Raw genomic sequence first — 18257 nt, 5'->3', positions numbered from 1 at the left:
AAGGCCGGGTGATCCCGGCCTTACGCGTTTAGCGGTGATTCAGCCGTCGCGACAGCCGGTCACCGCACAACTGAAGCAACGTCACCAGCGCGACCAGCACCACAATAACTGTCACCATTACCTGCATATCAAACCGCTGATAACCATAACGATACGCCAGATCCCCTAATCCTCCTGCACCGATGGCGCCGGCCATCGCTGACGCGTTAATCATCGTCACCAGCGTGATGGTAAAACCGCTGACGATGCCTGGCCGCGCTTCCGGCAGCAGCACATGCCAGATAATATGCCAGCGATGAAATCCCATGGCCTGCGCCGCTTCGGTCAGTCCTTTATCAACTTCACGCAGGCTGACCTCCGCAATACGGGCAAAAAACGGGGTGGCCGCCAGGGTAAGCGGTACGACGGCTGCCCAGACGCCATAGGTGGTTCCCACAATCCAGCGGGTAAAGGGAATTAACGCCACCATCAGGATCAGAAATGGGATGGAGCGAAAGAGGTTAACTACCCAGCCCAGCACCCGATTAAGTAGTGGGCTGGGAAAAAGATCGCCGCGTCCGCTGACCACCAGAATCACCGCCATGGGTAAGCCCAGCGCAAGCGCGAGCGCAGAGGAGACGCCTACCATCAGCAGCGTATCCAGAAAGGCGACCCATAAACGTTCAATAGCCGGTGACATAACCTAATACCTCCAGTCGATCGGCGATGTGCGCCAGTTGAGTTGTCACGGATTGCGCCTCGTGTCGGGCATCCAGCAGGAGCAACAACTGGCCGGTGGGTTTGCTGTCAACCCACTCGATAGCGCTGTAAATCAGGGTGATTTCGCCCGCGATCTCTGCACTCAGCGCACCGATATCGGGTTGTGCACCCTGCCCGGTGTAGCGTAACCGCACCAACAGACGGGATTGATGATGTTGCCGGTGGACAGTCAGGCGTGTGCCGACCGACTCTGGCAGAGCCTGGTGATTGGGGTTCAGCAGCTGGCGCGTCGTCTCCTGCTGCGGGTCGCTATAAACCTGCCAGACCGGGCCGCGCTCAATAATTTCACCCTGATCGATTACCGCAACGTTGTGGCAGAGGTCATGAACGACGTCCATCTCATGGGTGATCAGCACAATGGTAATATGGCGTTGCTGATTGATCTTTTTAAGCAGCGCCAGAATTGAGCGTGTCGTTTCGGGGTCGAGTGCTGATGTCGCTTCATCGCACAGCAGCAGTTCCGGATCGTGGACCAGCGCACGCGCAATACCGACGCGCTGTTTTTGTCCACCGGAAAGCTGTGCGGGCCAGGCGTGTTGCCGTGCCTCCAGCCCGACCAGCGCCAGCAGCTCATCCACTTTGCGCGCCCGCACGGCAGCAGGCACGCCTGCCACTTTTAGCGGTAGCTCAATATTCTGCCGTACGGTTTTGGCCGACAGCAGATTGAAGTGCTGGAAAATCATGCCGGTGCTGCGCCGCCATTCGACCAGCTGCCGCGCGTTAAGCGCGCTGATATCGGTGCCATCGATCACGATGCGTCCGGCAGTCGGTACTTCCAGACGATTAAGGCAGCGGATGAGCGTCGATTTTCCCGCGCCGCTGCGGCCAATGATGCCGAATATTTCTCCGCGATGGATCCCGAGATTAATATTGCGCAGTGCATCCACAGACTGGCCGGGATAGCGTTTACTTAATGCTTCAATGATGACGTGTGAGGCACCGCTGGTATGGCGCGTAGCGGCATCGGACAATGCCGACGTCTCAGGGATGCTCAGACTGACCATGATTACTGGCTCCAGCCTGGCTGATAGAGTTTGCCATAGAAATTGTCGAGGCTGGCGCGGACTACCGGAGAGTGCTGATAGATATCAACAAACTTCGCCAGTCGCGGATCGTCCTGATGACCCTGACGGATTACGAACTGAATGACATATTCCGGGTGCTCCAGCCCGTCGAACAGCAGTGCCTTATTGGGATCAATCGTTTTTGCCAGACGCAGATAGTGTGGATAGCCCTGCGCCAGGTCGACTTCTTCAAGCGAGCGCGAGAGCTGTACCGCTTCCACTTCGATAATTTTCAGCTTTTTAGGGTTACTGACGATGTCATCAACGGTTGCTTTCAGTCCCACACCCGGTTTGAGCGTAATCAACCCCGCCTTCTGCAGCAGCAATAATCCGCGTGCGCCATTAATCGGATCGTTGGCGATAGCAACGGTGCCGCCTTCGGGAACCTGATCAATCGCGCTGTGTTTTTTGGAATAAAGACCAATGTTATTGATGATGGCCGGCGCATAAGCGACCAGATGGAAGCCGCCGGACTGATTAGCATTCTCCAGAAAAGGCTTGTGCTGGAACAGATTGACGTCGATATCGCCATTTTCCACGCTGACATTCGGGGCAGCCCAGTCGGTAAATTCGACCAGTTCAACATCCAGTCCCTGCTTCTTTGCTTCGGCGACGGCGGTCTCCAGCGGCGGGGCAAACGCGGCGGTGGTCCCCACTTTGAGCGGGCCGGAATAGTTCGCTGCGGTCGCAGCGGCACTGAGGATCAGCAGCAGGCCGCCCAGGGCGGCGCATAGTGTTTTTGAGCGTGTCATGGTGATTCCTTGAGGTTAAATAGATCAATGAGGTCAGGCGGGATGACGCCAGCGAGCCGCCGGGTGACGATCGGGCAGGCGATCCTGCTGGAAAATTTTGTGGCGCAGTGAACCGGGCTGATAAGCCGTTTTATAGCGCCCGCGCTGCTGGAGTTCAGGTACAACTAAATCGATAAAGTCGCGGTAGCTCTGCGGGTTCAGAATGCGGGTCAGATTAAATCCGTCAATGTCGCCTTCATCCATCCAGTGCAGCAGCGCGTCCGCGACCTGCGCGGGATTACCGATTATGAGTGGATAGCGACTGCCCATCGCATGCTGCTCCAGCAGGCGGCGACGAGTCCAGCCGCTGTAGGCTTTACTGACCGATTCAATAGCCCGGGTCTCCCCGCTTATAATGGGTTCGTCAAGCTCAAAGGTGGCCAGGTCGAGACCAATAGAACTGGAGAAATGGGCAATCCCCGCTTCCGGGCTGGCATATTCAAGATAACTGCGGTGTTTCTCCTGTGCTTCCCGCTCTGTCGGGGCGACGATGACGCCGACACCCATGAAGATGCGCAAATCATCTGCACGTCGACCTGCTTCAACTGCGGCCTGTCGCAGCCGCTGAGTCTGCTGGCGCATCGCTGCGGGTGTCGCTGCGTTAACAAAAGTGCATTCGGCATGACGCGCAGCAAACTGAATCCCGCGTGCAGAGGTGCCGGCCTGAAACAGTAACGGCGTACGCTGGGGTGACGGGCTGCTGAGGTGATAGCCTTCAACCTGATAAAATTCACCCTGATGCCTGACCGGATGAATTTTCGTGGCGTCTGCGTAAAGACGATTCGGGCGATCGACAACCAGCGCATCATCCTGCCAGCTTCCTTCCCACAGCTGATAACTGACATCGAGAAACTCATCCGCCTGTGCATAGCGCTCATCGTGTGCCAGCAGCTGTTTGTTTCCCATGGCACGGGCGGCGCTGTCCAGGTAGCCGGTGACGATGTTCCAGCCTATTCGTCCCTGAGTCAGATGGTCGAGTGTGGAAAGACGGCGGGCAAAAGGAAACGGTGCTTCATAACTGAGATTCGCGGTCACGGCGAAGCCAAGATGCTGCGTGACGCCCGCCATAGCCGAAACCAGCATCAGCGGATCGTTGACCGGTAACTGAATCGACTCGCGTGCCGTTAGCGTAATACCCTGCTGATAAACGTCATAGACGCCCAGAATATCCGCAATAAAGAGTCCATCGAACAGTCCGCGTTCCAGCAGGCGTGCCAGATCAGTCCAGTAGGCCAGCGTATTGAACTCGGTTGAACGGTCTTCCGGGTGCGTCCACATGCCGTGATGAATATGGCCGACACAATTCATGTTAAACGCGTTGAGCAGAACCTGTTTCTGAGTCATAGCGTGCCCCGGCGCGGTGGCAGCACGCCATTGAGCAGGTAATTCCCTATCGCGGGATATTTCCAGCGTACCGGATCGTGCAGGGTATGGGTGCGCGCGTTACGCCAGTGGCGATCAAGGTTATATTCACGCAGGCTGGCGCGTGAACCGCCCAGTTCAAACAGCAAATTAGCCGCTTCCAGTGAGACTTCTGTGGTCCAGGCACGCGCTCTGGCCACCTCCACCGAGGCCAGCGCCACCGTCGCGGCGTCAGACTGCTGTTGCGCGGCGTCGATGGCTGCCCCTGCCTCGGCTAACAGGGCGTCACCGGCGCTCAGTCGCGCCGCCAGACGTCCGGTGCGATCGAGCGTTAAGGGGTCATCAGTGGCACGCGTTACCCCACTGTCGGGCCAGGGTCGGGCACGGTGGCGCAGAAAGTCGAGCATGTCGTTAAATGCGGCGCGTGCAATTCCCTGATCGATAGCGGCGTGCATAATCTGCGCAAAAGGGCCGACGGTCGTCGGCCGCTCAAATGCTGTCTGAAACGGCACCACATCTTCAGCATCCACCCTGACGTTTTCGAAGAGGACGCTGCCGCTGCCTGTAGTGCGCTGACCAAACCCGCTCCAGTCATCAATAACGGTCACACCCGCCTGATGACGTGGCACAAATACCAGTTGTTCTTTATCCTCTTCATCGCGCGCTGCCGTGGGAATGCGGTCAGCAAACAGCGCACCAGTAGCGTAGAACTTGCTGCCGTTGAGAATATTGCACCGAATCTGCGTGGTCCGCTGATGTGCGGCACGGGAGGAGAACTCTGCCAGCGCATTGCCCAGATGCACGCCTGTCAGGACTTCCCGATACAACCGTTGTTTTTGTGATTCACTGCCGTTAACGCGCAGCACTTCCAGCGCGTAGTAATGATTTTGCGGAACCTGACCAATCGCTGCATCAGCCTCGCTAATTAGCGTGATCACAGAGACGAGTGTGGCGGTTGATACGGCAATGCCTCCGTACGCCTGCGGCACGGTAATCTCCCCTAATCCTGATTGAAACAGGGTCTGCAGAGGGGAATGCGGCAGTTCACGTTCACGATCTCGCGCTGTGGCCCCCTCACGGAACTGCTGCGCCAGTTGCGCAGCCACTTCCAGCGCATGCTGCTCGCTGCGAATAGGGGAAGCGTGCTGTTTGGGCTGAACCTGACTCATTCTTTCTCCTTAAATCCATGCATGACGCGCGGGGTAGATCGCATTGAGGTAGTAATTGCCGATAGCGTGTGTTTTCCAGCGCACCGGGTCGTGCAGCGTGTGAGTGCGCGCATTGCGCCAGTGGCGATCCAGCCCATGCTGCAGGAGCGTGGCGCGACTGCCGCCCCACTCCAACAGTTTTTCACTGGCACGCAGCGCGATGTCAGTGGTCAGTACTTTGGCTTCCGCTACGGCAATAGAGGCGGCTGCGCTGTTTTCCGCTGTCAGTGCCTGCTGATCGAGTGAATCAAGCACCTTTGCGGCCCGGCGCAGTAGGGCATTTGCGGCGCTCAGTTCAGTACTGATACGACCGATGTCAGCAAGGATGTAGGGATCGTCAGCGTTGCGCTCCACGCCTGCGTCCACCCAGGGGCGTGAGCTGCTGCGGACAAACTCCAGCGCATCGTCCAGCGCGCCCTGAGCGATACCGGCATCGATCGCCGCCTGAATCAGTTGCGAGACAGCCCCGCGCAGGGTCGGTTTTTCTTCTGGCGGCAAGGGGATAAGCAATGCAGGATCTACGGCAACCCGATCAAGCCTTACTGTGCCGCTGGCCGTGGTACGCTGACCCATGCCTGACCAGTCATCAATAATCTCTACGCCGTTGGCAGGCAGCGGGATAAAAGCCATTGCAGGCTGGTCACTCTCCTGCAGAGCGGTGGTCACCAGAATGTCTGCGAACAATGCACCGGTAGAATAGAATTTCTCTCCGGTCAGACGGTGTTCCGGACCGTCACTGACCAGCCGTGCCTGAATGTCCCGCGTATGACGGGTGTTCTTCTCGGGGCCCCCATTGCCCAGCCGTTTGCCACTGACCACCGCCTGCAGCAATGTTGTCTGTTGTTGCGGGTTGCCTTCGCCAAGAATGAACTGAATCAGACCAAAGTGATTTTGCGGAATCTGGCCCAGAGAGGGATCGCTGGCTGAGATGATGCGGAATACCTCCGCCACTGTCTGAAAATCCAGTCCCCCACCACCAAAGTGGCGTGGAACACTGATGCTGCCCAGTCCGAGCCGGGTAAACCTGTCGAGAAGGTCGCGGGGGTAAAGTCGTTGCTGATCGCGTTCAATGGCACCAGGTTTCGCCTGTTCAGCCAGCGAATGGGCAGCCTGAATAGCCTGATCGCGTCGGGTAATGACGGCTGCCAGGCAAGTCTCGGGAGGATCTGAGATGAGTTTCATAGCGCTTCCGGAAAAAGAGACAGGCGTCAAAGCAGATTGGCTGATATTGAGCGCGTCACATTTATTTACGATGAAAGCGATAATAGGCAGTTGGTCAGAACGAAGTAAATAGCGTGGTTATTACAATATTCGCAAAGCTAATTCATAATATGGCTTTGGCTTTTTCAGGTATTTCTGGCTGAGGCAATAAAAATATTTTTTGACCATAAAAATTAGCCCCTGAAATATTCAGAGGCTGATTTTAAAAAGTCGGTACTAATGTGAAAGAATATTACTTGCTCACTGGCTCTGGCACAGCTGAAGAGTGATGCGTTGAGATTTTCCAGCCCTTGCCATCCCAGACGTAAGTGAAGGTATAACGTGCAGTGACGTGCGTATTATCTTTGAAGGTAAAGGTATAAACGCCGGCATCAATCGCTTTATTACAGCCAATCCGGATAGTGCGGGAATCAATTTTACCGCTCGGAGCTTTTTTCAGGAAGTCTTTGAAATAGTCAATGCGTTCCTGGTCTGTCAGGCGCACATGGTTTGAAATAGTTGGCAGCAGCACGGCATCGCTGACATATAACTCAGAGACTTTAGTCGCATCGCCGGTTGCCAGCGTATTATTCCAGGTATCAAACAGGCTGGCTACATCCTGCTCAGACGCTTTGACACAGCTAACCGGCTGTTGTGCCAGTGTAATAGCCGGCGCGCAGGAAAGACCTAAAAGACACAGCGATAATAAACTTTTTTTCATGAAAAAATCCTCTTTTTACCCTGATGAATGCCGGTGTTACTTCAGACGCCGGCATAAAAATGCGCATAATTGATTAGTTCTCAATGACCCCTATATCATCTGATTCATTATTAATCTGCTTCGGTCAGTTCATTAACTGTCCGTCTTATTTTGATTAAAAGCGGATAAAAGGGTGTCACTGCTTCCCATATTCAGGAGTGCAGGATAGCGGCTTGTAATTGCAAAGTGATATTTAAATCTTTAAAGTATTAATATTTAGTTTTTTATTCTGACAAATGCTTTCAGAACACTTTCTGATAGTAGGAATGTGGGGTTATCAGTTCGTGACAATAAAGATAATGGTGGGAAAATCTGCTCAACTTACAGGCTAACGATAAATAATGGTCATGCTCGTCCGGAACGTGAATATCATTTGGGATCTTTTCTGGTTTATTTTCAGGCGAGCTTCGTGTTCGATTATTTATGAGCCATTGAAAAGCGTCTTATCAATTCAATTCACTATTGCCATTATTTAAGTGAGTAATTTTATTAAGCTGAAGTTGAGAAGGGTTATTCAGACGTCTGGTTCAAATCTCATGCTCTGCACAGCCTGTGTCCTTATGCTAACGCAACCGGTAAATGCGTGGTCAGGATGACAGCCTACCCCACACGATTCTGCGCCAGACCGGTCGGCAAAGATCTTGCCGAAAGACTATGGATTTATAACTTCGTATAATTGTTCTTATACGAAGTCATGACACAGGAAAATTGACGGGTTATGATAATGGGCAGCAAAGGTAAGGCTGCAAAATGGCAACGCTACGTAAATTCTGACCGGTAATCCCCCTGCTGAATTCTCAGAATTCACGTAGCGCGATCATCGCGTTTTCTGATTAATAAGCGAGCAAAGATGAGTGAGATAGTGCCGTTAACCCGTCTGACGGTGAACCGGAACAGTGATATCACCGAACGGCTCAGACAGTTCGTCCAGGACAAAGAGGCCTTTTCCCCCAATACCTGGCGACAGCTGCTTAGCGTCATGCGAATCTGCAATCAGTGGTCAGAAGATAACCAGCGTACTTTTCTGCCGATGAGCGCAGAGGATTTGCGTGACTATCTCTCTTTTCTGGCTGAAAGCGGACGGGCTTCTTCGACCGTCACGTCCCATGCAGCGTTGATTTCGATGTTACACCGTAACGCCGGCTTGCCTGTGCCGAATGGTTCTCCGCTGGTTTTCCGTACCATGAAGAAGATTAACCGGGTTGCCGTTGTGAATGGCGAGCGTGCAGGCCAGGCCGTGCCCTTCAGGCTGACAGACCTGATGGTACTGGATAAACAGTGGTCAGGTTCTGACAATCTCCAGGTGCTTCGTGATCTGGCTTTTTTGCATGTCGCCTATGCAACGCTACTGCGTATCAGTGAACTGTCACGGTTGCGGGTGCGTGATGTGATGCGTGCCGGTGATGGTCGTATCATTCTGGATGTGGCGTGGACAAAAACCCTTGTGCAGACTGGCGGATTGATCAAGGCGCTCAGCGCTCATTCAACCCGGCGACTTGAAGAGTGGATCGAGGCGTCCGGCCTTTCCGGTCAGCCTGATGCCTGGCTGTTCAATGCCGTGCACCGTTCAGGCCGGGTGCTGATTACAGAAAAACCGATGAGTACCCGGGCACTGGAACAGATTTTTAATCGAGCCTGGCGAACGGCTGGAAAAGGCAGTGCAATAAAGGCTAACAAGAATCGCTATACCGGTTGGAGTGGCCACAGTGCCAGGGTGGGCGCAGCTCAGGATATGGCAGATAAAGGCTATCCTGTCGCCCGCATCATGCAGGAAGGCACCTGGAAAAAACCGGAGACACTAATGCGTTATATCCGTCATGTGGATGCGCATAAAGGCGCTATGGTGGAGTTCATGGAACAATATGCGGAACCTGATATTCCCGGCTGATGGCTTCATAAAGCGCGAGTTTTGTCGGTTTTCAGGCCAGAGTTATCCACAGAAAAAGTGGACAGCCTGTGTGTAAGCCGGTACGGATTATCGCTGCTGTAAGTCTGTGCCGGGTTCAGACGGCTGATTTCATTGCTTTCTTGGTGCTGCCATACCACCTGCTGCGAATCTGTCTCTGTGGCAGCCGCTGCCAGTTTAAAAGGAATGGCCGAAACGCGCGGTGTGCCAGGCGAGATTAACCAACACCCTTCACTGATGTTTCTGATCGATCACTGTCAGTTACAGGACGATCGCGTAACTATCCGCAGCGTCGCTGATAAATCAGCATCGCAACGGATAGCATCGGTGCTTATCGTTACTGCGCGAAGCCTTTCTGTTTATCACAGCTTCCGTGGCAGCCGCGACAACCCCTATTTTCCTCGGTGAGCATAACCGGTATTGCCTGCACCCTGTTTCCCGCTTTACGCAGTGTCAGCAGGATGATTCCATTCAGCACCAGCACACTTATCAGGCAGACTGCACTGAATGCAGGATGCTCGTTAAACGTGACGGTCTGATAAAAGAGTGTCGCCATGGTATAGGCGATATTAAGCCCCCATAAGAATGAGAACATCATCCATTTTTTCCCGGCCTCTCGCGCGATCGCACCCATGACTGAGACACAGGGAACGTAGAGCAGGACAAAGATTAAGTAGCTGTAAGCGGCAAAGCCGCTGCCAAACTTGGCTGACATCACGCCCATCGAACCGGATGCCATCTCACCATCGCCTTTACTGGCATCGATGGGATGGGCCAGCGCATCAATTCTGAATGCAGCCGTCAGGCCCGCCCAGGTCTCCGTCAGCGCCTCTTTCAATTCATCCGCCAGGTTAAAAGCCTGCGGATCAAATACGCTGCTCTGAATCGCCTCCGTGGTGTAAAGGCTGTTAAGCGTACCGACCACGACCTCTTTTGCCATAATGCCGCTCACCAGCCCCACTGTCGCCTGCCAGTTATCCTGCGTCACTCCGATTGGCAGAAGCACAGGCGTGATGGCTTTACTGGTCGCCGCCAGCGCAGAGTAGTTTATGTCATCAACCAGCTGGCCATTGAATGCAAAGCTGCTCAGCACACCAATCAGCATACTCACCAGGATGATGACCTGACCGGCACGCACTACAAACATTTTCAACCGTTGCCAGGTCTGCAGTAGCAGGCTTTTAAGATGAGGCCGGTGATAGACCGGCAACTCCATGATAAACGGTGAAGCTTCGCCACCCAGCAGGGTATGCTTGAGCACCAGTCCGGTCGCAATCGCCACTGCAATGCCCAGCAGATAGAGGGAGAATACTAGGCTGGAGCTGTGAGCATCGAAGAATGCCGCGGCGAACACCGCAAAGATTGCCAGCCGCGCGCCGCAGGACATAAAAGGCGCAATGAGAACTGTAAGCAGACGCTCACGTGGCGTGTCCAGCGTCCTCGTACCCATTACCGCCGGCACATTACAGCCAAAGCCGACAATCAGCGGCACAAAAGATTTTCCCGGCAGGCCCAGTGACTGCATCAGTCGATCCATCACAAAGGCGGCGCGCGCCATATAACCTGAATCCTCAAGGAAAGAGAGGAACAGGAACATCAGGCCAATCTGTGGAATGATTGGCAGCACGGTATTGATGCCGGCGCCGAGACCCTGCGCCAGAAACACCGTCAGCCAGGCCGGGAAGTGACAGACATATCCCAGCCATTGTGCGCCATGAATGAATATCGCCACCGAACTGCCGTCGAACAGTGGCTGAAACGCGGCACCAATGTTAATTGAGAGCACAAACATCACATACATCACTGCCAGGAATATCGGAATGCCCAGCCAGCGGTCCAGCACAATGTTATCAATCTGGCGGGTAAGACTGGCCGGGATGGCCTGATGAATGTTACTGACGGCTGCGCAGACCGCGTTAATGGCACGATAGCGATAATCGGCAATCTGTACACCCGTATCGCCGCCCGCCCGCTGCATAATCTCAAGCAGGGATGGAAGCAGTTCCGGGCAAAGTTTCTGGCTGTTGATATCGCCTTCCAGCAACTGCAATGCCAGCCAGTATCTTTTCTGCGGAGCCAGCGTCGCGGACATCTGCAGGCTGAGCTGCTCAATCGCAGTTTCAATCGCAGCCGGATATTGCACCCTTTCCGGAGCGCGATAAATATGCGGTTGGTCAATCAGTGCTTTTAGCTGAGCGATACCGTCGCCTTTGGTTGAGGTCAGTGAAACCACCGGACATCCCAGGCGGGCTGACAGCGCTGCGGCATCAATAGTGATGTTCTGGCTTGCGGCAATATCCTGCATGTTCAGGGCGATAATACAGGGTACGCCGAGCTCAAGCAGCTGAAAGGTCAGGAACAGATTACTTTCCAGACTGGAGGCATCAACGACGTTAATCACCACATCGGCGTGATCCTGATAGAGATACTGACAGGCGATGCTCTCATCAATCGAGCTTTCAGCGGATAGCGTAGTCAGCGAGCGAGTGCCAGGCAGGTCGATGAGCCGGACGTCAGACTGTGCAGTAAAGAACTGGCCCTCTTTACGTTCAACCGTGACGCCAGCCCAGTTACCGACCCGCTGGCGGGCACCGGTCAGCTGATTAAACAGCGTGGTTTTGCCGGTGTTGGGATTGCCTATCAACCCGATGGTGATCTTTTTCATCAGACGATCTCCTCCAGAATGATGTCGGCCAGATCACGCTGTCGCACTGCCAGGCTGACACGGCGGGTACGAATCTGGACCGGATCGCCCATAGGTGCCACGCGAATAACCTCCACCACTGCCCCAGGCAGCATGCCCATTGTCAGTAATTTCTGCCGCCAGGCGGTATTTACCGATGGCTGATAACCAAGAATCCGGTAAGTGCTACCCATGTTAATTGCCATACGACGCTCTGCCTCTGATAAAGAAGCTATCATTTTATAAATGATAAGCGTTTCGGTTTTTGATCTGGGATCGCACAGGTAGGGGAAAACCGCTGTTATTGTCAACAACAGCTCAACAGGCAGTTAACTCGTGGATTACCGGAGAGGGTTCAGAAGTCCGTCTTTGTCTTGTACCCGGGTGAGAGCAATATTTTCACCATCTGACGCCTCGCCTGCCGGTGTGTTCATTCGATACGAGCTCAGACAAAAAGCGAGCTGGTCAGCAGAAGGGATGTCATTCTGTTTTGGTGTTTATAAAGCCCGTAACAGAATAGCTTTTTAGTTACATCATTCAATTAAGCTAAAACAACAATTACGGCCCTTTGGGCCGTGCGGGGCGGCTTGCCAATGAGCACTTGGATTTTCAGAACAGCTCGGTTAGTTTTGACTAAAACGCGCATACTTCACAGGAAAACCGGCGATTCAGCTGCCAGCACAGAAGTGTGTTGTAACTAATATATAATTCTTTCAGAACTGACTCTGCACCAGCTTTTTTAAGCAGTGAATCCACTGTCTAATCCGGTGTTAAGCCTTGAAGATTTTGTCATCGCTATCTTGCCGGGCAGGTTCCGTAGATATTTATCGCTTACCTTAGAATATCCGCCTGGGAATGTGCATTATAAAAAAGACAGTGGCCCGGCTTCAGGTCACTGCCATATCAGTGGTAAATACAGGTTACTTCATGACACGAACAGTTTTCACATCAATTTCAACGCTGTTCCAGTCTTTGTCGACTTCGCCTTCAATGCGCACTTTGTCAGCGGGTGACAATGATTGTCCCATCCAGCGCTTATCGTCGATATCGACATAAATTGTTCCGGTACTATCTTTAAATTCGTAAAGCTCATGCCCAACCTGTCTGATGATATTGCCTTCCAGAACAACCCATGCATCATCCCGCAGTGTTTTAGCCTGGGCGACTGAAGCGACACCCGGTGTCGGGCCTTTAAAACCACCCTGTGAAGAACCCTGCCCTGCCGGATTAATAAATCCTTCCTGCGCAGAAACACCCAGACTCATACCTGCTAATAACACCGCTAATATAATCTTTTTCATATTTTTATCTCCGTTAAATTTCCAGGGTAATTTACATCGCAGATCTTAACGGGATCTTAAGAAGCTTTATTGTCTGCGCGTGTTTTGAAAATATCACCAGTAATGTGAGCACGCTATAAAACCATCAAAATGGCAACCAAAGTTAAATTAGTGTTGCTTTCGAAAAAAGCCATCAAAAAAACCTTTTAACGAACTCGCTGTAATTAACACCTTATGCAATATGACAATGTTTATAATTAACCCATTCATCCTTCCGCACAAATCACTTAGCCCGCCTGCATATTAACGGCTATCCTTTTCTGGCACAGATATGTCCCAGCATTAATTTATTCTGTATCGCAGCTTTGCTCATTGAAGTATTTTGTACTGCTTATAACCACTCTTTTGAGTGGTTTTTTTATGCCTCATGAACGCTGGTGTAACGCAACTGCAATACGCTACCTAATGGGTTTGTCATAAACCGCTCCAGCGGAAGGTACAGGTGAAAGAAGCAGTGAATGGCGTCATGACCTGCCTGCGTAAGCAGAATACTAAGGCGTTAACTGCCATGCATCGCATTGTGACGCTTATAAAGAATGGGGTTGTAAAAGCCTGCCAGTGATACAGGCAGCGATGAATGCAATTTTCTCAGGCTCACAGCGTAAGCCTGAGAATTAACGGATCTTAATTCAGTCTCTGAGCATCAGCCTCAGCTTCTTTTAACTCCATTTTTGCAGATTCAAGCTTCAGTTTCTTCTCTTCTACCCTGGTACTCTTTTTCCTGATTTTATCGCTGCGGCCATCCGCTTCGGCTTCAGCCAGCTCCTGCTGAGCTTCCTGAAGTTCAAGCTCTGCCTTTTTAACCTTCATCTCGCGTTTACTGACCTCATGAGAGGCACGCTTTGCCTGACGTTCATCAGTGCAATAGGTCTCAACTTTATCACGGGCAATATCAAGTCGAGCTAATTCAGCGCTATTCCCCTGGCTTTTGGCCACCTCAATTTTTGCTGAAATATCTGCCAGCTGATCTTTGCAGGAATTAGTTGCTGCAAATACTGTTAATGGTGACGTGATAAATATCAAAGCGACAACCGTGTTTTTCATAGCCATATTAAATCCTTGTTAAAACAGACTAATCAGAGTGATATTGCCGGTTTACTATAGCGAAGCGATCCAAAGCCACAATATATAATTTGAAACATGAAATTATCACGTCATCAGGGAGTCGTTGTTAAATTGCGGTTTAAATCCCAATAACTTCAGCGGAAATGGCATCATTAAAAATCCAGCATTGCTGGCGCAGCATTTTTAATGCCTTAACCTTTCAAATAACGAGAAGAATTTTAACAATCCCCTGAGTATCCTGTGAAAATGATCCAGATCATTTTTTTACGCATTCGGCGCGGGACTCCCTGATTGTTATCATATCGTTTAACAAACACAGCTAATAATGCCGCATCTTCTTAAAGAACAACGACTGGAAAGTAAAATGACCTCTTTCAAACATGGCAGAAAATTCGCCTTCGCTCTCGTGATGATGGCTGCAGTTATGTCCATTTCCGCCTGCTCTGGCAATTATGTCATCTCGACCAATGACGGCCACATGATAACGACGCAGGGTAAACCCGTCAGGGATAAAGAAACCGGCATGCTCTCCTATAAAGATGCAGACGGAAACATACATCAGTTGCAGCAGCGCGATGTTAAAGAAATGGTGCAAAAGTAAATCCTTTTAAGCAACGATCCTGATTAATTTCCTGATGTGGAAGAAATAAGCAATGAAAATTTCCTTAATTAGCCTTGGCTTACTGCTGTGTATCTCTTCATCTGCAATGGCCATTGGCCTGAATGCTGAACAAGGTAAAAACACCTCTGCACTGGATGCTGAAATTGGCCGTTCATCCGGCGGACTCTATCTGGACAGCCAGTGGATCAAAAATACGGCAGATGGTGTGCAGATTGGTCAGGCGGGTACCGGTTATAACCTGGAAATCGGTCCTGTGATGCTGACCGCTGGCGTGAAAGCGACTTATATCGGTGGCAAAAAAGGGGATAACGGCGTCGCATTTCCTGTCGGAGGCGGTGTGAAACTCAATCTGCCTGCAGATTTTGCGATTTATGGTGAAGGGTATTCCGCGCCGGAACAGCTGACCAACAGCGTTAAGAATTTTGTGGAAGCAAACGCCGGCGTCAGCTGGTCACCTCTGGGTCCGCTGGTTTTAAAAGTGGGCTACCGTTACGCGGGTGTCGACGGTAAAGATGGACGTCCGGGTCATACGCTGATCGATGGTCCCTACATCGGTGGCGGTCTGACATTTTAATGTCAGATAAAAATTTCTTTTTGGCTGGTGAGGAAGCCTATTCAGATAATCAGACTGGCTTCTTTACTGAACAACTTGCCTGAACGCTGGCGGGTATTGCTGAGAAACAGATGATGAAACCTCTAATGCTGATGTTGTTCACTCTTTGTCTGACCGGATGCGTGCAATACAAATGGGTTAAGCCCGATGCATCTGAGCAGCAGGAAACCATAGCGGAAACAGCCTGTCAGGCTCAGGCGCTGCGGGATTTACCGCCTGATAATATCGTCAGCGGTAAATACACCTCGAAAGACAGTAAATATAAAACGACTGATACCGACTACTCAACCAGTGACGCCAATGAAAGTCAGCGCGAGATACTGGTGAAAGATTGCATGTTTAAAAAAGGCTGGCAACAGATTGAGGTTCAGCAATAGCGGTCTGTGAGGCCAGGTCAAAAACCTGGCCTTTTCCTGTGAGTTTTACTTGTTCCACTCAGCGTTTATTTCTGCATCATCTTTATGCTGCGCAGAACGCTGACGCCGGCAACGCTCTGAGCAATACAAAACTTCATTCCAGCACTTCTCCCACTTTTTACGCCATGACATCGGTTTGTTACAGGTTTTACAGTAACGAACAGGTAATGACTTTTTATTGCCTTTAAACACTTCAGACCTCTGCAGAAGTAATCATCGCGCTGACGTAAACGCATCAGTTGTCAAGTGTAGCTTAGCCTGCGGTAATTCCTCCCCATCTCTGCGATAGCTACGTGCATGGTGTTCAGATCAGGCAATGCGGATGCCTGTCCTTACCCGCCTAACCCCAGAACGGATTTACAGTGCAAATTTATCATTAGCAACTATTTAAACTTGCGTTGCTCTGCAACCTCAGAATGAACCCTGCATAAGTGAAAATCCACAGGGTTAATTACACCAGGCAACAGTCCAGCGCAGTTCATACCCGCACTGGTCAGGCCGGTTATTGATTACTCTGTTCATCTATACGTTACGTGGTGGACTTGAAAAAAGAAGAGGTTGTCAAACCACTTATAAAACTGGCCGGGATTGTGCAAATAAATGATTGATTTAATGAGACTTAAGCAATAATCCTGGAGAAAAATGGCATTCAGGCTTGAATCCACAGCATGTCGTGGGCTTATTAGCTGCAGACGCTGAATGAACAAAGGGTAATTATTACCGTAAATAATCATTTTAATGGCAGCAGGCAGGCGATGATTCTGCTTAACCCGTATCCATCTGTGTGAGTGCACGGCATTTTTCACGCATATTTAAACCAATCGGCAGACAATTTCGCAGCACTGCTATGCGTTATGTTACGTTCCTGAAAAAAACAGGGAGGTATAAATAAATTAAACTATTATCATGAACTTACCACTATGATGCTGAATCAGCTTTTTTGACAATAAATTAGCGAAATAATTCATAGCAGGATTTTTACAGCGAAATTACGCACAGCATCATTGCTCTGAGCAGTAGCTGCGTGTGAGCTTTGCAGCTGACGTTATCCTCTTTCTCAGGAAAAGCATGCGAATAGCGAAGCGACTCCGCTGACACTGCACAAAAACCAGCACGATTAATCCATAACCCTGCTAAATTACCCCCCACGTCTCAGGTAATACGGGTTTTAGCCATTTGAGTGAAGTGAGTAAAAAAATGGCGTAAATTTACTTTTGTTTAACCAGCATGCGTTAAATAGAGTTTCAACTCTCTCAGAAACAGATTAATATGTTAAGGTTGAACTATTGGTTCTGTATTATGATTCTTCGAAGGCAAGCATTTTAAGAAAAGCAGGTCCGACGAAAAGCATCAGCGTGAATCCGCTCTGTATTTTTATTATCTGAACATGACTATGGTGACTTTGATGAGTGACACTCTCAACAGCTTGAATAATATCCGTACCCTCCGCGCAAATGCTCGCGAGCTTGACCTTGCTGCCCTGGAAGAAATGCTGGAAAAACTGTCGGTTGTGGTCAGTGAGCGACGTGAAGAAGCTCAGGCTTCTGAAGCGGCTAATCGTGAAAAAGCTGAGAAGCTGGCAAAATACCGTGAATTACTGTTGCAGGAAGGTATCGACCCTAACGAACTGTTAAATGGTATGCCGACTACTCCCGCTGAGAAGAAAAAACGTGCGCCTCGTCCGGCTAAATATCAGTATACCGACGAGAATGGTGACGTTAAGCAGTGGACAGGTCAGGGCCGTACCCCTTCGGCGATTAAATCAGCCATCGATGCAGGTAAATCGCTGGACGATTTTCTGATCTAATTCAGGATGCCTGGATGAGAACCGCCTGACGTTGCTCAGGCGGTTCTTTATCAGCAACAGACGAAAAACACTAACTTCATACTCCCCTGCCTGTACATACGCTGCTTATCCATCTTTATACACAATCATGCACAGACACTAACCTGAATGTAATTTCCGAAATGCTCTGCGCAATTTCGTTGCAGATAAAAGGTTTCATTCACTTACCTTAGCCGTTTTATCAATTTACAACAGACCGGGAAACACGTGCGATGATGATTTCCAACCCGTTCTGCTGGCCAAATGAAAGTTCGGGCGTATTACCATCAGGGTCGCCAAAGAATGCCCGGTAACTAACGGTTATTTCAGACTGCTGCGTAATACCCCTTCGCGACGCGAAATTGCCACCTGTTCATCTATCTCTTCGCGACGGCCGCAGGCTAAGCCAATACGACCAAAAGGCCCCAGCGGCGTACTGTTACTGTTATCTGATTGCACCAGCACCAGAGCAAAAGGTCCGGTCAGTTCTGACAGCCATGCGATTTTCTGCGCGTCCGCAACGCCCGATTCTCGCCGATGTATTACCCGCATCCGGCATAACGGCGATAAAAATCCACGCTCTTTACTGAATCGCGTACCAGTGCAAGATGAGTGGAACCGGTATCGTCTGACATGATCGCTC

17 protein-coding genes and 1 pseudogene are annotated in these 18257 nt (G+C 51.0%); 5 read left to right on the top strand and 13 right to left on the bottom strand.

Features of this window, described 5'->3' with window-relative positions:
• Positions 1 to 28: 28 nt before the first annotated feature.
• The 7 genes from IBT54_RS17205 to IBT54_RS17175 form a co-directional block, all read right to left on the bottom strand.
• Complete coding sequence (locus tag IBT54_RS17205; RefSeq protein WP_061060926.1) at positions 29 to 679, bottom strand: methionine ABC transporter permease; 651 nt, start codon at positions 677 to 679, stop codon at positions 29 to 31.
• Positions 663 to 1763, bottom strand: a complete 1101-nt coding sequence (locus tag IBT54_RS17200) for a methionine ABC transporter ATP-binding protein (protein WP_201252541.1) — start codon at positions 1761 to 1763, stop codon at positions 663 to 665. The genes IBT54_RS17205 and IBT54_RS17200 overlap by 17 nt, the downstream gene beginning before the upstream one ends.
• A 2-nt stretch (positions 1764 to 1765) precedes the next feature.
• Positions 1766 to 2575: a MetQ/NlpA family ABC transporter substrate-binding protein gene (locus IBT54_RS17195; RefSeq protein WP_201252540.1), complete on the bottom strand. Its 810-nt coding sequence runs from the start codon at positions 2573 to 2575 to the stop codon at positions 1766 to 1768.
• A gap of 33 nt (positions 2576 to 2608) precedes the next feature.
• Complete coding sequence (locus tag IBT54_RS17190) at positions 2609 to 3958, bottom strand: LLM class flavin-dependent oxidoreductase (RefSeq protein ID WP_201252539.1); 1350 nt, start codon at positions 3956 to 3958, stop codon at positions 2609 to 2611.
• On the bottom strand, positions 3955 to 5145 hold the full coding sequence (locus IBT54_RS17185; RefSeq protein WP_201252538.1) for an SfnB family sulfur acquisition oxidoreductase: 1191 nt from the start codon (positions 5143 to 5145) through the stop codon (positions 3955 to 3957). Before IBT54_RS17185 ends, IBT54_RS17190 begins: the two co-directional genes overlap by 4 nt.
• A 9-nt stretch (positions 5146 to 5154) precedes the next feature.
• A complete protein-coding gene (locus tag IBT54_RS17180; protein WP_201252537.1) occupies positions 5155 to 6366 on the bottom strand; it encodes an SfnB family sulfur acquisition oxidoreductase in 1212 nt (403 codons plus the stop codon).
• 271 nt (positions 6367 to 6637) lie between these two features.
• Positions 6638 to 7105, bottom strand: a complete 468-nt coding sequence (locus IBT54_RS17175; protein WP_201252536.1) for an SgcJ/EcaC family oxidoreductase — start codon at positions 7103 to 7105, stop codon at positions 6638 to 6640.
• An 889-nt stretch (positions 7106 to 7994) separates the two neighbouring features.
• Here IBT54_RS17175 and IBT54_RS17170 point away from each other — a divergent pair.
• Entirely contained in the window at positions 7995 to 9032 is a 1038-nt protein-coding gene (locus IBT54_RS17170; protein ID WP_201252535.1) for a tyrosine-type recombinase/integrase, read from the top strand.
• A gap of 355 nt (positions 9033 to 9387) precedes the next feature.
• Here IBT54_RS17170 and feoB read toward each other — a convergent pair whose 3' ends face one another.
• From feoB to IBT54_RS17150, 4 genes are all read right to left on the bottom strand, one after another.
• Positions 9388 to 11715 (bottom strand): Fe(2+) transporter permease subunit FeoB, encoded by a 2328-nt coding sequence (gene feoB, locus IBT54_RS17165; RefSeq protein ID WP_201252534.1) that lies wholly within the window; start codon positions 11713 to 11715, stop codon positions 9388 to 9390.
• Positions 11715 to 11939, bottom strand: a complete 225-nt coding sequence (locus tag IBT54_RS17160; RefSeq protein WP_201252533.1) for a FeoA domain-containing protein — start codon at positions 11937 to 11939, stop codon at positions 11715 to 11717. Before IBT54_RS17160 ends, feoB begins: the two co-directional genes overlap by 1 nt.
• A gap of 714 nt (positions 11940 to 12653) precedes the next feature.
• The gene (locus IBT54_RS17155; protein ID WP_095708248.1) at positions 12654 to 13034 is read right to left on the bottom strand and encodes a YgiW/YdeI family stress tolerance OB fold protein; all 381 of its coding nucleotides are present in this window, start codon (positions 13032 to 13034) and stop codon (positions 12654 to 12656) included.
• 663 nt (positions 13035 to 13697) lie between these two features.
• Positions 13698 to 14123, bottom strand: coding sequence for a DUF1090 family protein (locus IBT54_RS17150; protein WP_013356531.1), 426 nt, complete (start codon positions 14121 to 14123; stop codon positions 13698 to 13700).
• A 379-nt stretch (positions 14124 to 14502) separates the two neighbouring features.
• Between IBT54_RS17150 and IBT54_RS17145 the strand changes: the two genes are divergently transcribed.
• From IBT54_RS17145 to IBT54_RS17135, 3 genes are all read left to right on the top strand, one after another.
• Positions 14503 to 14739, top strand: coding sequence for a YgdI/YgdR family lipoprotein (locus IBT54_RS17145; protein ID WP_095708247.1), 237 nt, complete (start codon positions 14503 to 14505; stop codon positions 14737 to 14739).
• A gap of 52 nt (positions 14740 to 14791) precedes the next feature.
• Positions 14792 to 15334: a YfaZ family outer membrane protein gene (locus IBT54_RS17140; RefSeq protein WP_013356529.1), complete on the top strand. Its 543-nt coding sequence runs from the start codon at positions 14792 to 14794 to the stop codon at positions 15332 to 15334.
• A 110-nt stretch (positions 15335 to 15444) separates the two neighbouring features.
• A complete protein-coding gene (locus IBT54_RS17135; protein ID WP_013356528.1) occupies positions 15445 to 15750 on the top strand; it encodes a hypothetical protein in 306 nt (101 codons plus the stop codon).
• A 45-nt stretch (positions 15751 to 15795) separates the two neighbouring features.
• Here the strand turns inward: IBT54_RS17135 and IBT54_RS17130 are convergent, their stop codons facing one another.
• A complete protein-coding gene (locus IBT54_RS17130; RefSeq protein WP_013356527.1) occupies positions 15796 to 15981 on the bottom strand; it encodes a DUF2256 domain-containing protein in 186 nt (61 codons plus the stop codon).
• Positions 15982 to 17194: 1213 nt separating this feature from the next.
• Here IBT54_RS17130 and IBT54_RS17125 point away from each other — a divergent pair.
• Positions 17195 to 17596 (top strand): H-NS family nucleoid-associated regulatory protein, encoded by a 402-nt coding sequence (locus IBT54_RS17125; protein WP_013356526.1) that lies wholly within the window; start codon positions 17195 to 17197, stop codon positions 17594 to 17596.
• A gap of 220 nt (positions 17597 to 17816) precedes the next feature.
• Here the strand turns inward: IBT54_RS17125 and IBT54_RS17120 are convergent.
• Positions 17817 to 18252, bottom strand: a pseudogene (locus IBT54_RS17120) (VOC family protein).
• Between the last annotated feature and the right edge of the window lie 5 nt (positions 18253 to 18257).

Origin of the sequence: Pantoea sp. S62 (assembly GCF_016658625.1) — a bacterium.
GTDB lineage: Bacteria > Pseudomonadota > Gammaproteobacteria > Enterobacterales > Enterobacteriaceae > Pantoea > Pantoea vagans.
This window is presented reverse-complemented; position numbering and strand designations above follow the sequence as displayed.